Annotated in this window: 7 protein-coding genes; all 7 read left to right on the plus strand. The window is 33.2% G+C overall.

Annotation, left to right across the window (positions count from 1 at the left end; all coding sequences use genetic code 11):
* Window positions 1–133: 133 nt before the first annotated feature.
* The 7 genes from AAFU52_RS18150 to AAFU52_RS18180 all read left to right on the plus strand — a co-directional run bounded on the left by AAFU52_RS18150 (window position 134) and on the right by AAFU52_RS18180 (window position 18,144).
* Window positions 134–5,104 (plus strand): leucine-rich repeat domain-containing protein, encoded by a 4,971-nt coding sequence (locus tag AAFU52_RS18150; RefSeq protein WP_438422952.1) that lies wholly within the window; start codon window positions 134–136, stop codon window positions 5,102–5,104.
* 140 nt (window positions 5,105–5,244) lie between these two features.
* Entirely contained in the window at window positions 5,245–5,694 is a 450-nt protein-coding gene (locus AAFU52_RS18155; protein WP_438422953.1) for an OmpH family outer membrane protein, read from the plus strand.
* Window positions 5,672–6,292, plus strand: a complete 621-nt coding sequence (locus AAFU52_RS18160) for a hypothetical protein (protein WP_438422954.1) — start codon at window positions 5,672–5,674, stop codon at window positions 6,290–6,292. Before AAFU52_RS18155 ends, AAFU52_RS18160 begins: the two co-directional genes overlap by 23 nt.
* 12 nt (window positions 6,293–6,304) lie before the next feature.
* Window positions 6,305–11,902 (plus strand): hypothetical protein, encoded by a 5,598-nt coding sequence (locus AAFU52_RS18165; RefSeq protein WP_438422956.1) that lies wholly within the window; start codon window positions 6,305–6,307, stop codon window positions 11,900–11,902.
* Window positions 11,889–12,617, plus strand: a complete 729-nt coding sequence (locus AAFU52_RS18170; protein WP_438422958.1) for a hypothetical protein — start codon at window positions 11,889–11,891, stop codon at window positions 12,615–12,617. The genes AAFU52_RS18165 and AAFU52_RS18170 overlap by 14 nt, the downstream gene beginning before the upstream one ends.
* 87 nt (window positions 12,618–12,704) lie before the next feature.
* Window positions 12,705–17,723 (plus strand): hypothetical protein, encoded by a 5,019-nt coding sequence (locus AAFU52_RS18175; protein ID WP_438422959.1) that lies wholly within the window; start codon window positions 12,705–12,707, stop codon window positions 17,721–17,723.
* 13 nt (window positions 17,724–17,736) lie between these two features.
* Window positions 17,737–18,144 (plus strand): hypothetical protein, encoded by a 408-nt coding sequence (locus AAFU52_RS18180; RefSeq protein WP_438422961.1) that lies wholly within the window; start codon window positions 17,737–17,739, stop codon window positions 18,142–18,144.
* Window positions 18,145–18,152 lie beyond the last annotated feature (8 nt).

An 18,152-nucleotide genomic window follows, 5' to 3' on the forward strand; every position in this document is an offset into this window, starting at 1 on the left:
ACGTTTGATTTTGAGCGATATGTATTGATTATGGCTAATAGCGTTAAGCTGTTGGGTAGGGGGTATTTGGCTTATTTCAAAACCATTTTTCACATTAATTAAAAGTAACTAACTGACTAAAAATAAAAAATAAATGAAGCAGATAAAAGCACGTTTTAGTGATTCTATTGCATTTGTCTTAACAGTATTTTTAACTCTTGTTTTAACATTTCCTTTACTGGCTCAAGTTTCTTCGACAGAACGCCAGGCATTGATAGATTTATATAATTCTACTAATGGAAATAATTGGAAAAATACAATAGCGGGAAATCAACCTTGGTTAATTAGTGACCCTAATTCTTTAGTGAATGATTGGTATGGTGTTACAGTATCTAATGGTAAGGTTGTAAAGTTAGACTTTTTTAAAAATAATTTAACTGGTACTCTGCCAAACTCTATAGGGGATTTACCTTATATAACTCAACTAGTACTTAGTAGCAATGATATTGGAGGAGCATTACCTGCAGGTTTGGGACAAATGACAGGATTAAAGTCTCTTCATTTGAGTGGTAATGAGTTTTCTGGAATACTGCCAATAACTACATTATTAAATGCACCAGGTTTAACACATTTATATTTTGATAGTAATAACTTTTCGGGTACGATTCCGCCTCAATTAGGTCAATTAACAAATCTTTTGTTTATTAATATGGGATATAATCAGTTAACTGGAGCGATACCGGTTGAACTGGCTCAGCTTTCAAAATTAGGATCCTTATATTTAACAAATAATAAACTCACAGGAGCTATACCTATAGAATTAGGCCAATTAGCTAATCTTCAAAAACTTTCCTTAGCAAATAATACACTTACAGGTACTATTCCTGAAAGCCTTGCCTTATTGACTAAGCTTGGATCTTTATCGCTTAGTGGTAATCAACTTACAGGAACTATTCCTCCTCAATTAGGGCAACTATCAAAATTGTATGCTTTAAGCCTAAATGACAATAATTTAACTGGGGCATTACCTTCAGAACTAGGGCAATTGGCAAATATGAAACGTTTGTATATTGCAGATAATCAAATCTCAGGAAGTATTCCTTCTAGTTTTGGGCAGTTGTCTAAATTAGAAAATTTACAATTGGGAGCGAATCAACTTACTGGTAGTATTCCTGCAGAAATGGGCTTATTGTCTAATGTGGTGAGAATTGGTTTATCTGGTAATAAAATTAGCGGTAGTATTCCTTCAGAATTAGGCCAATTAACAAAAATAGAACACATTCACTTTCATAATAATGAGTTAACCGGTTCGGTTCCAATATCATTTAAACAATTGGTTAATTTAAAATCATTATACCTTTATAATAATAACTTTTCTGGAAAAATTCCACCAGAAATAAGTACGTTACCCAAGCTTAGTAATTTGGGAATTTCGGGAAATCAATTTGTGTTTTCTGATTTCGAACCTGAGTTCGCTACGTATAAAGCAAACTTGTCTAGTTTTAACTATAATAAACAAAAAAATGCAGATGTCGAAGAAACACTTAATGTGTCTATAGGTGGAAGTATAACACTAACATCAAACGTATTTACTAATCCTAATAATACGTATCAGTGGTATAAAGGGACTACTGCTATTTCTGGAGCAACTAATAGAGAATATACGATTACAAATGCAAGTGAAACCGATGCCGGAGTTTATAAGATGCTTGTTAAAAACACTGTTGTTACAGGGCTCAATATTTATCGTAATAATATAACACTATCAGTAACTCCAGCAGAGAATACTTGTGGGGTTTCTACAGCAGAAAGACAAGCCTTGGTAGATTTATACAATAGTACAGATGGTGCTAATTGGCGTAATAATACCAATTGGGCAACTGATGCTCCTGTTTGTGACTGGACAGGAGTTACAGTTACCAATGGAAAAGTTACTGGTTTATATATTTTTGACAATGCTCTTAACGGGGAGCTTCCAGCCTCTATAGGAGATTTAGTTCATCTTACTTCTATATCTATTACAAGACATGGACGTTTAATAGGCAGTATCCCGGCAACAATTGGTAATTGGACTAATATCAAACAGATAGATTTTAATGCAAATAAGCTTACAGGTCCAATTCCTACGGAATTAGGAACTTTATCAGCTTTAGAGAATATTAACTTGTTTAGGAATAACCTTAGTGGTACAATTCCATCATCATTAGGTAGTTTATCAAACTTAGTTCATTTAACATTAGCAGAGAATGCATTAACAGGTTCTATTCCTGTATCATTGTCAAACTTATTAAATTTAAAGACGTTAAATTTTTTCCAGAATTCTTTAACAGGAACTATCCCTTTAGAACTGGGTAATCTAAGCAAGCTAGAATCGTTAAACCTTGCAAGAAACGGCCTTAGTGGTACCATTCCATCTTCTTTGGGAGGATTAAGTAATTTAATAGGATTGTCTTTAAATGCTAATCAACTTACTGGTTCAATCCCTTCAGAGTTAGGCAATCTTTCTCAACTAACAGGTCTTAATTTATTTAGAAATGGTCTTAGTGGTTCAATCCCAGTATCATTAGGGCAATTATCTAATTTGACATTTTTGTCAATAGAAGATAATAAAATTACCGGAGAGATACCATCTGCTTTAGGTAATTTATTAAAACTAGAAAAGCTGTATTTATCTACTAATCAACTTACAGGTTCTATCCCTTCAAGTATTGGTAATTTGCCGGGATTAAAAACTCTAGGGCTCTCTCGTAATCAATTGTCTGGAGCAGTACCTTCTGGTTTAGCAGTATTAGCAACTAATGATGTATTGAACGTTTTTGGTTTTAGTACTAATAATTTTGTTTTTAGTGATTTTGAATCAGATTTTACTACTTATAAAAATAATATAACAGGTTTTGGTTATCTCACGCAAGGTAAGGTAGACCAAACAGAGACTTTATCTGTAGCGGCTAACGGAAGTATCACTTTGTCTAGCGCTGCATTAACAAGTATTAATAACAGCTATCAATGGTATAAAGATGGAGTCGCAATTACAGGAGCAACCAATAAAGATTTGGTCATTTCTAATGCTACTGATGCTGATGCAGGAGTGTATCATTTTACTGCAACTAATAGTGTAATAACAGATCTTACATTAACTCGTAATCCGATAACCTTGTCGATTGGTGCAGGAGGTACTTGTGAAGTATCTGCTGCAGAACGCCAAGCGTTGATAGATTTATACACTAGTACAAATGGTGCCAATTGGACGAATACAACAACAAATAACAAACCTTGGTTAATCAATGACCCTACTTCTAAAGTATGCGATTGGTATGGGGTTACTGTAACTGAAGGTAAGGTGACTTTATTGGGGCTAGGTACAAATAATTTATCAGGAATAATTCCTTCATCATTAAGTCAACTGATAGATTTGAAGAAACTGTACTTGCATGAAAATCAAATTTCAGGAAGTATTCCTAGTGAATTAGGGCTGCTAACTAATTTGACACTTATGTATTTACATACAAACAAGTTAACCGGTGCAATACCTGCTTCTTTAGGAGCATTAGTAAATCTTCAGGAATTTGCGATATCGTTTAATCAGCTAACTGGTGAAATACCTGGTGAGTTGGGACAATTGGCAAGTTTAAAAACATTTTATTTACAAAAAAATCAACTTTCAGGAAATATTCCCGGGGAATTAGGACAATTAACAAACTTGACCCGTTTGCATTTACATACAAACAAGTTAACCGGTGCAATACCTGCTTCTTTAGGAACATTAATAAATCTTCAAGAATTAGAATTGTCATCTAATAATTTAACAGAGGTAATTCCTTCATCATTAGGTCAACTTGTAAATTTAAAAAAAATGTATGTGCATAAAAATCAACTTTCAGGAAGTATTCCCGGAGAATTAAGTCAGTTAACAAGCTTAACACATATGTATTTACATACAAATAAGCTAACAGGAGCAATACCTATTGTTTTAGGGACTATGGGAAATCTTCAGGAATTGGTACTATCATTTAATGAGTTAACAGGAAATATTCCTAATGAATTAGGTCAATTAACTAATTTGAAAGGACTTTATGTACATGAAAATCAACTTTCAGGAATTGTCCCTCAGACAATAAAAAGTTTACCAAATTTAAATGCTTTTGAAATACAAGAGAATGGATTTATGTTTTTAGATTTTGAATCTGAATTTGAAGTATTACAAAATAAATTAACATATTTTAATTATTCACCTCAGGCCAAAGTAGATCAAACAGAGGCTTTATCTGTAGCTGCCAATGGAAGTATCACATTGTCTAGTACAGCATTAACCAGTACAAATAATAGCTACCAGTGGTATAAAGATGGAGCAGCAATTACAGGAGCGACAAATAAAGATTTGGTCATTTCTAATGCTACAGATGCTGATGCTGGAGTGTATAATTTTACTGCGACCAATAGTGTAATAACAGATCTTACTCTAACCCGTAATCCAATTACTCTTGAGGTTACACCGGCAGTAAATGAACTTAAGGTTACAATAAATACTAAAGACCTTCCAAATACAGAGTTTGATATTGTATCAGGTAGTACAACAATACCTGGTATAATAAGCGGAAATCCAGATAGCGAAACACTTGTAAATCTTGGAGCCGATACAGGCGAGAATAAAACGGTTCTTATTAATGTAAAACCTTCTCAAAATACAGGAGCACTTCATCTAAGATTTATTGCAAATACTAATGGTATCTCTAATGTACAAGTATCCAACGGTGGTAATTGGCTGGATTTCTCACCAGAGTTTTATCGTGTAGAAGGCAGTACACTATATTTTATGAATAAAAAAACCTCTCCGGTTGTACCATTTACAATAAATCTAATCAATGGAGTACAGTATGATTCTTCGGTACCATTGACTATAAATGTTAATAACAATATTGATCTTACTGGAGCAACCGTAGAGATTTTTTCTCCTTCAAATGCTAATATAGTTGTTCAGCCAAGTGCTACTATTAATGGTTTTGTTTTAGGTACAACATTAACAGAATCAGGATCCTATAAGTTTATCATAAAAATTCAAAATAAATCCTTTAAAGGGCATTTTCTGGTAGCTGGATCTGGTCAAACAGGAAATAGCTCATTTTAAAAAACAATGATTCATAATTACTTATAAAATTAAATAAGGTGAAAATAAATAATAAAATACACTTTTTGATAACACTACTTATGCTGCTGGTTATAGCTTATTTATGCTTCCAACAGTATAATATCAAAAAAAATGTAATCGTGAATGCTCAAACAGTCTTAGAAAATTATCAAGGTTTTAAAGAAGCTCAGGATTTGTTCGAGATCAAAACGAAGGAGATGCAAGATACGTTTGAAAAACAAAAAAGTACTTATGAATCTAAATCTAATGAACTCGAGATTATTTCTGAAAAATTATCAAATGAGGAAAGGATAGTAAAGAAAGGAGAACTAGAGGTTCTTAAAGCCAAAACAATTCAGTTAGGTAAAGCAATCGAACAGAAAGTAGTAGCTCAGGAAGAAGAATTACTTCAAGGCGTATATAATAAGATTAATGATTTTGTTAAACGTTACGCAGAAACTCATGATATAGATTTGATAGAAGGAATTACAAATTCTGGAAACATAATGTATGCATCTGATGCCATAGATATAACACAAGATATTATAGAAGGATTAAATAAGGAATATGTTGAAGGGATTAAAGAATAGTATATACATTTTTCTTTTGATTGCTATGAGCTGCAGCTCTTCAATTAATAATGAAAAAGAACTCTTAGGATGGTTAGGAGAACCCGATCATGGGTTTATAAAAAAAACGAAAGCAAATGGTTTCTTGTTGTCGATGAAATATTTACCAGCAGAGTATCTGGCTCTTAATGAGATGAAAAAAGATAATAAAACTGATATGAACGATTTTCAGAAGTATGTAGATGAGTTTAAAAACTCTAAAACCTTTTTGTTGACTATAAGCCATGATGAAGAAACAATAAATGTAAGCAATTATAACGTTGCTAACCTTAGTGAATATGGGCAAAGGATTAGAGATTTAAGTTTTAATATAAAAGAAGTACTGGTTTTAAAGACAAGTTCTGGTAAAAAATATAATCCTGTTTTAACCACTATGGAAAATGCATATGAAATAGCTAATAAAAAGTCAATTTATATGGTGTTTTCAGACGATCAAAAAGAAATATTGAATTCAGAACAACTTGACATTGTATTTCAAGATACTTTTTTGGATACCGGAATAAGCCATTTTGTTTTTGATGGCAAAAAAATAAATAATCTACCAAATTTAAACTTTTAATTAAGAGCACTTATGATTTCAATACGTAAGAAAAATATTAAGATCATCACATACTTCTTGTTATGTGATATGTTGATTGGAATTTTTGTACCATCAGTAGGTTCATTATATGCTTTAACGTCTGGACCTGGTTCACCAGAATTTTCGAGTTTTGAACCTGTGGCAACTACAAACCTGGTGGATCCGTTATCTGGTAATTTCACTTACAATTTACCTGTAATTCAAATTCCTGGACCCGATGGAGGAGGATATGCAATGTCGCTATCTTATCACAGTGGAACATCATCAGAAGAAGAGTCCTCATGGGTTGGACATGGCTGGACTTTGAACCCTGGAGCAATAAACACAAGTGTTCGAGGCTATCCCGATGACTATAACAATGTACCAATAGATGTCTATAATAAAACCAGACCTAATTGGACAATGTCGGGGGTTGTAAAACTAAATCTTGAAGCTTTCAGTGTAGGTGTAGGGGTTTCTGATTATGTGCGATATAATAATTATCAGGGAGTTTCTAGAACTACATCCATAGGATTGTCTAAAGGGTTCGCTAGTTTATCTCTTAATCGGTCAGCTACGGGAGTCACCTTCAGTGCAGCAATTAATCCTTATGCCCTTTTAGGTAATGGGGTTCCTGATTTATCTTATGAAAGGTCAAAAACTAAAAAGAAAGCAGATAAAAATGATCCAACTAAAACAAAGTCATATAAAACTGGATTTAAGGCTTCAATTAAAGGAGGAGGATCTCTAAATGTAGGATCTACTTTTGGGTTACAAACCTTTACTGATGTAGGACAGTCTGTTACTTTAACAAAGCTTAAAGGAATGAATGTGAATCTAAGTTATGGAGGACAAATTAATCCAGCTTTTGCACCTGTTGGGATTGAAGGAGGATATATTGGCTCATTTTCTATAAACCATTCTATAGCGCATCGCGTCTTGAATGCTTCGGGATATATGAAGGGCTCAAATGCGAGATCAGATTACTTTACAGAAAAAGCTCAACTTTTTGATAGACGAGATTTCTTTATTGGTATTCCTTTTAGTACACCCGATAATCACTTTTTATCTGGTGAAGGTTTGTCTGGCGGGTTTCGTGCGTTTGCAGATGGTCCAAGAACCTTTAGTAATGATGAAAATGTAAAAAATAAAATAAAAACATATGGTGTTGGTATAGAAGGAATGGTAGGTACCAATGTTGGAGTAGGGGTAAACCTTTCTTTTGGAAGAAGTAAATCGGAAATGAAGTATTTTCCAGGAACTGGATCACATAGTAATCTAAAATACAGATTTTATGGAGATATGGGAGGTAAGGTAAATTTTGCTAATAACGATATTGCAAATATAGAATTGGGTGCAAACCCTAACTTCCCAGGGGTAAAAGGAGTAAGTGCAGCTGTTAGGAATGAAGGAAAAGCGTTTTTGGATCCAACAATTGATTCAAAAATCAATACCTCATCACATATCGAAAAATTAAGTACTGGAGGATATGAAATATTTAGTGAAGCAGGAATTAAATATGGGTATTCACAGCCAGTAATGGTTAAAAACACTTCAAATCTTTCTTTTGGAATTGATGAAAACGATAACATCGAGAAGAATCATTTAGCATATACAACTACCTATTTGTCTAATGATTACAAAGTAGATGTTTGTGAACAAGATCGAGTAACTGGAGAAGTAAGAGCTCTACCACATGAAAATATATCATTATTAAAAGTTATTACAACTCCAGATTATATTGACCTTGGTACTACGGGGGTAGATGATAGTGATTTTGGTGGATGGACATCGTTTGAGTATCATAAAAAATATGGAGAGGCGAGTGAGAAAGGAAAATGGTATCGCTGGAGAACTCCCTACAATGGACTTTTTTATAATAAAAACTCTATCTCTGATATTAAAGACGATGCTGGTTTTGTGACTACAGGAGAGAAAGAAGTGTTTTTTCTTAAAAAAGTAGAAACAAAAACTCATGTAGCCTATTTTGTTACGAATACATCTAACGCAGCCAGATTTGGAGTTACGGGATCAGGGGCAAGTTATTTACAAGGTTCTCAAACCTCGAGGCTAGATGGCCTGGCCGCACAGGATTTAACAATCAATGAAGATCCTTCTTCTAAAAGCGCAACAGCAAAAGGAACAGATGAATTAGAATATCTTGAAAAAATAGTATTGTTCTCTAAAGCACGACCAAATACTCCTTTACAAGTTACTAATTTTCAATACGATTATTCTTTAGTTCAAAACTTACCGAATAATAAAAATGGAAATTATCCTAATAATAAAACGGCTGTAAATAGTGGGAAATTGACACTAAAAAAAGTATGGTCAGAATTTGAAGGAGTCGTAGATTCCAGGATTAGCTCATATAAATTTGGGTACCAATATACATCTAATCATCAAATGGATACTCAATATTCGCTATCGGCTCAGAATCCAGATTACGGGCCACATCTTTTAGATGCATGGGGGTATAATCAATTTAATGTAAGAGGCAATACAAATAGTGCAGAAAACAGACATCTTAATTTAATTACATGGCCATATCAGGGAGATATTCCACAAAAGCAATTTGACCCAGCTGCATGGCAGTTAAAACAAATAGTATTACCATCTGGAGGAGAAATTCTGGTAGAGTATGAAAGTAAAGACTATTTATATGTTCAAGATAGAGATGCTATGGCAATGGTAAGATTGTCAAGTGCTCAAAACACATACGATAACCCTACATATACATTAGATTTATCTGATATAGGAGGGTATTCTGATGGGTTATGTGAAAAAGTTAATGAATATTTCTTGGGAGGAAAACCTGATGGAGGCGGTGAAATTGATGTTCGAAAAAGGATATATTTTAAACTATTATATGCATTAGAAGACAATAACCCCGATTTATTAGGGTGTCAATCAGAGTACATAACAGGATATGCTAAGATCTCAAAAATCACTTGTAATGGAAGCTCAATTTCTATTACTCTAAAATCGAAAAACAGTAAGAATCACACAAAATATTCAGGAAATACATTTACAGAAGAGTCTCAAGAAGATTCAAACTATAGACTATCACCGAGACAAGCTTGTTACGATTATTATGTAACACAAAGATGGGGTAAATATTCTGCAGGTTGCGAAGGTAAAATAGAAAGAGAATATGAAAATGCAATTGCAGCTAGACTTTTAGATTGTAATGGAGATATTGGAAGTACAGATTTAATAAAAGCTGTCAAGACATTAAAATATGCAAGGAAAGGAATAAAAGAATTAGCAAACAGAGGGATAAATGTTTCATTTCCTGATAAATATGAAACTTGTAAAAAATTAAACCCTAGTTTATCCTATCTTAAAATACCTATCAATAAGGCAAAACGAGGTGGAGGAGTTCGAGTTAAAAAAGTTTTGATGTATGATAAAGGTATAGAATCTGGAGATGAAGCTACCTATGGTCAAATTTATAAATACGAACTAGAAGATGGAAGGTCTAGTGGTGTGGCTACTAATGAACCACAAGAAATGAGAGAAGAAAATTCTCTGGTAGAATTTCTTCCTAAGAAAAATCAATCCTGGATTAATAGACTAATAGCAGGTAAAGATAAAGAACAAACTGAAGGACCAATAGGAGAATCACTGCTTCCATCTGCTTCGGTCACTCACTCACGGGTGGTTGTAGAGAATATCCATACCGGTAAAACAGGTACAGGGCATACCGTTCATGAATTTTATACATGTAAAGATTATCCATATGATAAATTATATGATTATAAATCATATGAAGGAAATGAAAGAAAGTTTGATTTTGCTAATGTACATCCAGAACGCGGAGTCTCTTATTCTGTACTTCAGGATAATATGCATAATGATAAACTTAATCTTCCTAGCCCCTTTTTTTCGTATGGTTTTGATAAAGCCTGGGCTTCTCAAGGATTTAGATTTATACAAAATGGAATGCATGGTGTTCCTAAATCGGTAAGAACGTATGGAGGTAGTTATAAATCTGGTAATACAAGCTATATCTCTTCGGGTCAGGATTTTTATTATTATGAACCAGGAGAAAAAGTACGATTGTTTAAAACATTTAGTGGTGAAAATTCGGGAACATATATATGGGATGTGCCAGGTAAAGAAATGGATGTCACACAAGAAGGGTATAGTATTAGAAATGAAGATTTAGACTTTGAATTTGAAATAGATGTAAGTGTTGGGCTAACGCTACCACCACCTATATTTGTATCATTTGGTCTAGTATTTAGATACAAAGAACAATTACTTTCCAAATACGCTACATCAAAGATTATTAAATATCCAGCAATTCAAAAAAGGATAGTTTCGTATACAGATAATATTGCATCTACTACAGAAAACCTTGCATTTGATTATGCTACCGGGCGCTCGATTTTAACAAAAACATATGATGCATATCATGGTATTGATTTAGCTGTTGCAAACCAAAAACATGATGGGTCTATTTATAACCTGAATATTCCTGCACACTGGAATTATGATAAAATGGGGCAGAAGTCCAAAATATCAAGCAATACAAATCAATTATTAGCTAGTTCAGGACAATTTGTAACCTATGGGACAGATGCTAATCCAATTAATGACAATGGCACCTGGAATATTAAATCTGATAAAATTATATCTGCAGGAGCAAGTACTTATAATGTATTGGCTGGAGTTTCTGAGTGGACAAATAATCAAAGTGTAAATACCGAATATGGATCCTTAGGAAATTCATCGGTATATAGAATGCATGAAAATTATGCATTTAAAGGAAACGTAAAGAAATCTTCAGATCGAAATACAAACTCAGGAAAAATTTATGAAGGTGGAATTGTAGAAAATTTTACTCCGTTTAACTACAATGCAAATTCACAAGATGAAAAATGGGTGAAACTTACTGAAGTTACCAAGTATTCACCTAATGGTGCAGCACTAGAAGAACGGGATGTTTTAGGAATACATAGTGCTTCTAAGTATGGGTATAACTTCACGCTTCCAACTATGATTGCCAAAAACTCAACCTATGAAGAAATGTATTTTGAACATTTTGAAGATAAAGTAGGTGTCGAAACTGGTTTAGTAGAGAATATAGCTCATTCAGGAATATATTCTAAACGAATTGTTTCTGGTGAGAGTTTACTAAAAAATGTCATTGCCGGAAACTTATTATCGACTACAGGTGGTTGGTTGAAGTTTTGGACAAAATCTGATGAAAAACTAAGTAACCCGCAGATTCAGATTAATGGTAATATGTTGACTCCAGAGTTTATGGCAAAAACAGGAGAATGGTCTTTATATAGAACCTACATAACACCACAATCTTTTGTTTCTGGTCAAGGAGTTTCGGTAAGTCTGAGTTTTGAAAATCCACAAGTATATATAGACGATATCAAATTTAATCCAAAAGAAGCACAAACAACATGCTATGTGTATGATGTGAAATCACTTCGACTATTGACCTTATTTGATGATCAACATTTTGGATTGTACTATCAGTATAATGGAGAAGGGCAATTAGTTCGTAAACTAATCGAGACAGAAAAGGGATTAAAAATAATAACAGAAACACAATATAATTTACCAAAAGAAAGCCGTGAGAGAATTTAAAGTAATAGTCCTGATTGCATATTGTTGTTTTCATTTTAGTGGATACACACAAAATGATGCTTCAAGTAAATGCAGAGATAAAATTTTAGAATATCTGGATGGTATGCAGGAAGTGATATCACCAAAGAAAGGCCAGGTGTATTATATGAAATATAGTACCAATACAACTTTTTTCAAAAAATATAACCTTCCTGTTTCTTCAACCAAAAGTGAAATGCTTATCGCAGAGTATAAAATCTTTATGGACGATGAAAACATGAAAATATTTGGAGATGATAAAGAAATGTTTGTGGTTCTACCTAAGATAGGCAAGATATACTGGAATGATTCTGATCCAAGATTATTTACAGATAATAATGCACAAAGAAAATTTTTAGAAATAGAGAGAACACTTTTAAAATCAATAAGTACAATTGATTGCGTAACTAATGGCAGTAAAGAGAATATTACCATAGTGCCCAATAAGGATTTTGAAAAAAAATCGGGATTAATACGACAGGTTTTAGAATATGATGTAAATCAAAAACGAGTTACAAAAGTCGAAAATCGATTTAATGAAAAAAGTAAGATCAAAAAGCAGATTGTGCATTATGAGATTATTGATTATAAAAGCTCTAAAAAAATAAAAAAGCCTTTAGAATACATTTTTAATGGAACAAAATTAAAGGCGGTATACAAGAATTTTGAGATTATAGATAACAGAAAAAATAAATGATGTTTTGTATACTAAAAAGTCATTTAAATAGGATGAAGTTTTTTAGTATATCAACCCTATCGGACAACTTTAAAATAAAATTTACAGATGAAAATTAATTGGTCACTCACAAGAATCATCTTTTTGCTTTTTCTAGCTAGCAGTACATTGTTTTCGCAAGATAAAGGAGTATACTTAGACAATGTTATGTTAAGTATTCCTGGTGCAGGAGAATCAACTTCGGGTAATTTAAGTTTTATTACTCCATGTTCTACTTTTAATGTTAATGAAGGAAAAGTATGGGTCAAAATTGACCTGGGAGAAAATTACGAATTTGGATATGATAATTTCGGAGTCCCGTTTGAAATAGGAATGGATCTCGAAATAAAAGTACTTACCGATAATCCTGGTACAGATCCGGCAATATCATTTAAAGTTGAATTGAATAATAACAAACCAGAAAGTGTAGTTTTTCTCGATCTTAACCAATACATAGACACTAATAATAATAGTACAGGACTCTCTTATCTAGGTAATAAAATTAATGGAGTTGTAGCTACTGTTAGTAACCTTACAAATACGGCAGTTACCATTAATGCAGGAACAGAGTTAAATGTTGGACTAAATTATGAAATGAATTATGGTATTGATGTAAGTGCAAACACAGTAAGTAATTTAACAAAAACAGCTATAGCAAATTCCAAAGCAATAGTATTTAATTGGGCAGATAGTTGTAACGCTCCAGGGTACGAATTTCAGATTATTAGATTATTTAACACTGATCCGGCAACATCATCTGATCAAAGAACAATAACTACAACTATTGATTGGAATAAGGCATTATCGTTACATGTTGATGGAGCAACAACTTCTATTGATCTCACAATGGGAGAAGGACAAGGATATTATACATGGCGAGTTAGACCAATAGGAACGTATTATGAAAATGGAATTGGTAATAATAAAAACTGGGGAAGTTGGAATGCTTTAGATTATACAGCGTGTACTTCATGTGTATTTACACCTTCAACAACCTCTAATCAAGTATTCTTTTTTACAGATGTCGATGATCAACAAAATTATCAATACAGTAGAGTTTTTACAGAAAATAATAAAGTAAGCGAGCAAGTGACCTATGCTACTTCTTTAAATCAAGTTAAACAAACACAACGATATATACCATCAAAAGATTATAAGGTAATTACACAAACAATTCTGGATAATTCGGGAAGACCTACTATAAATACATTACCTGTGCCCATCGTTGGAGAGAAGATAAATGCATATAAAGAAGGTTTTGTACAGACGAGTGAAAGTTTATATAAAGCTAAGGATTTTGATGAAGAGAGTAATTATAATGCTCCGGCAATGATAGATGCTACCGGTGCTTTTGAATACTATTCTGGTGCCAATGCAGATAAAAGAATACCAAATGCAAAAGGGTACCCTTTTACTAGAGTTATTTTTAGTAACGATGGTACTGATCGTGTTGTCGAACAGTCGGGTGTTGGTAAAACGCACATGATAGGCAATATAGCCGATGGAAAAACGAGAACAACAAGAACTTTGTATTCTACACCTACAGAGGATGAGTTAGTGAAGTTATTTGGTGATGAAGCACCTAATCATCAAGATGTTGCAAAAATTATAACCGTTGATCCTAATAGTACAAGATCGGTTTCTTATATCACTAAAGAAGGAAATACAATCGCTACAGGGCTTACTTTTAGTGAAGATGATACTGTGTTAGATAGTGTAAAAGATACAAATCCAGATAACATAGTTAAAGGGGTAACCGATAGAATAACCAATAATATAAAAACATCGACAGGTTTTTTAGCATCTAAGCGTATTACTATTTTAGAAGATGGAACAGATGTAAACATAAGTTATACAATAACAAGACCTGTATTAGATGGATTATGCCATAACCTGGAATTAAATTTGGACTATAATCTAAAAATTGAAGTTTTTGATATAAGTACAGGAAATGTAGTACATAGTTTTGAGCAACCAACATTAAAAGATTTAACAGATACAACAAATGACGGTATAGATAATGTTACAGTCGATTTTGGAAATGTAATTTTAAGTACAGGTACATATTATATTCAAAAAACATTAGTGCCTAGCGATTCTATAAAGCTTGATTTGGTTAATGCAGAGGATAATATTAATAAACTCATAAAACCATTTTTTGATTGGATTATTGATTTTTCGAATGAAATAGATTGTGAAGAAGAAATGGAATATTTATATAATGATATTTTTCATTTCGGTAAACTAGTTTATAATAAGCAACTCGCAGCAAATATTGTTACGGATGCTACTACAGGAAGAAGAAGTGCTACCGTTAATTTTGATTGCGTAGGGTGCTCTGATGAAAAAATAAGTTTTAGTAGTAAAGATCCTACCGACCCTGAAGCAGATGATGAGTTTTTAGATTATTATATAGGTAAAGAAGAGCAATATAAAATCACAGTTTATTATTTTGACCCTAGTGGTGATTTAAAGGCATTTGATTATGCTACCGATACTTCAATTGCAGGACGAAGACCTGTAAAAGTGGGGTTTGAAACACCATGTTGTCAGTTTCAGGTACCGATATTATTTACACCACCTTTCCGTACTCCGATTCCAACAGCTTTAGAGGCATATCGAAATAATAAACAGTTAGATGATCAGGTGGTAGAATCTATCTCCTATTTTGGGACAGGAGCCACTCCGTTAACCACTCCAAATCCAGATAACCCCATAAATCCAAATCCAAATTTCTTATTAGATACAGAGAACAATTTCACTTATGAAAAACTAAGCGATGGTTCGGTTACACTTAAGAATACTGATGCTTATCCTATTGATTTTGAAGGGTATGCGATTTCTATGCTTTACGAATGTAAAAGTGCGGTAAATATTGGATACACGCGAGAAAGAGCAGCAGCAGAAATATATGCTCAACTCGTAGGGTGGCAAAGACCTGGGGTGTTTAATCAAATGGTATATCATATGGCTACAGATAAATATGGTGATCAGGATTGCCCTAAAGTAGAAGAGGATATTCCTAATCATCCGGTTCTAAATGGAAATTACAAATCTTGTGATTACCCAAAACCTAAAGTGATATTACCAGAATCGCAGTACTCTGCACAAGAACTGGCAGAATGCTGGGAACCTATTGTGATAGAACTAGTAAATAAATTATGCGTTGGGGGTTACGACTTGGATTCAAATGAAGAAAATAATGTAGCAGATAGTTATGATACAAGAGGTGGTGATAGTGAGGGACATCTAAAAGATAATATCAATAATTTTATTGTTCGATGGATAGCCAAGCGTAAACTAGTAAGAAGAATAAGAAGACAAAATATAAGCACCAATGGTGTTGCTCAGGATCAGGCAGAGGCAGAACTGGGTAGTGTAGTGCATAAGTTTTTTGAATGTACTGGTTATAAATTTGGAGATATCATAAATGAAGTACCGAAAGACAGAGCTCCTAAGGCTAATTTTGCAGTATTTCAACCCGATTTTGATACGTTGGTGAATTCAAAAACCAATCTAAAATATACAAAATATGATCGAAAGAGACTAACAGGCCTTATAGGGGAATGGTTAGACCTTTTTGATCCGGAAACAAGAGAACTTTATTATAATATTAAAGACCCGGTATATGCCTTTAAGTATTTTGAATATAAAGAAGGGACATTTCCTATTCTTGAAGGAGAAACTTGTTTTAGAGATCCTAATATTTGTATAGAAGAAGTGGTTAATGAAACAACTGGACAAATAGAAGAAAAAGAGTTCGGTTGCTGCGGTGAATATCCTGATGGAACCCCGATTCCTTGTAATTTTTGTGATGTTGGATATATAAAGTGTGAGCAAACTTCAAAAGACTGGAATTGTGATCAACGCCTTACCTTTTATAACTTGGTAAAAGATTTTAAAGAAGAAGTGATTCCAGATGTGGTACCTGTTAATTGTGGAAATTATTTTGAAGCAACAAGTTATGTGTTAAATCCAGATTATGAGAAAGAAACAGGTTTCATATTAACGTTTACTAGTGCAGATGTATTACCGGGAACATTATCTGGATTAGAGTTTTTATCAGCAGATTTATTTGCAGAAAACGGAGGGTATATCACTAATGATTTTGCAGATATGCCGCCGATTCCAGAAGATAGATGGTTTACTAATCTAGCCGGCGAACCACAAGCTACTGGAGTTAGTATGATTGAAAATGAAATTTCGCTACTGGCTAAGGATTGTAATGAAAACTGTGAAGAAAAACGAGAATTGTTTAGGCAAAACTTAATACGACTGTTTGAAGAAAGATGTTATGTAATTGGCAAATGTAAAATCGATCCTAATGATAATATAGTACCCGAAGAGGATATTGATGTATTAGTGGAGCAGATTGTGCAACAATGTAAAAAGCAATGTGAAGTAGATACCTATGCTTGTATTGATGAAACATGTAGACTTTTGGGAGCACCTACACGAGTGGATAGATCAGATCCTAATGCTATTTCTAAATATACTATAGATCTAAGTTTTCCAGAATTAGGAGTATCGGGGCCTGTAGTAGCTGGATTGTCTACAAGAGAAGCACAGAAATTAAAATATTTTGATCCGTTAACAGGGATAACAACTCAGACAAACGAATCTCCAATAGTAGAAAACCTTCCTAATGGATTAATTAAGTATTCGTATAATACATCGGCATATCCTTTTGTGACGATTTGGGATATTAGACAATCGCTCACCTATGCGCAATCGACTAGGCAGAAACAAGCAGTAGAATGGACCGTGAAATTAGATATCCCGAGTAAATGTGATGACAAAGGAAATTATAACCCGGATTTGACATACGATACAAACAATCTTCCTGTCGAACCAGTATATGTTTATAATAGAGAAAGCAAAAAATGGGAACTACAATCTTTTGGGATATGTACAGATCAGGCAGATTATATTACTCGCCAAAATCCAAATGGACCTGGAGATACTTTTGTGGATAGAGATAAATATATCAAAACCACCAAAAAACCATTTTCTCCTTCTGATCCTGATTTTGATCCGGTCGAGTCACCAAAAACAGGAATAAACGTAGTCATTGATCCTAACAACTAAACCTATAGCAACGATGAAAAATAGAATCAAACATAGTATGATCCTGATTTTTGGGATGTTTTGTACGACACTTTTTTATGCGCAACAAAATACATTTGACTTTGAGGTTTTTGAAAAAGAAAAAAATGTATTCGAAATTTCATTTCACTTTTATGAAGCTGTAGATGTAAAGTTTATTCAGGTAGATCTAATTGAAGATGGACATTTGTTAGATAATCAAGAAGCAATATTGAATAGAAAATCAGATAATAATTTCTATTTGTTTTATAACCAACAAGAAACCTTAGTCTATTTAGATGATCTAAAAATGAATATAGAAAAGAAGTGGGGTAAAGCAAAACCGAAATCTATAGCCATAGAAGTTCGACTTTTAAATAACGAATTTCAGCTAATCACCAAGAACCGTAAACAAATCAGATAACCAACTCG

The organism is Aquimarina macrocephali, from assembly GCF_051627225.1.
GTDB classification, from domain to species: Bacteria; Bacteroidota; Bacteroidia; order Flavobacteriales; family Flavobacteriaceae; genus Aquimarina; species Aquimarina macrocephali.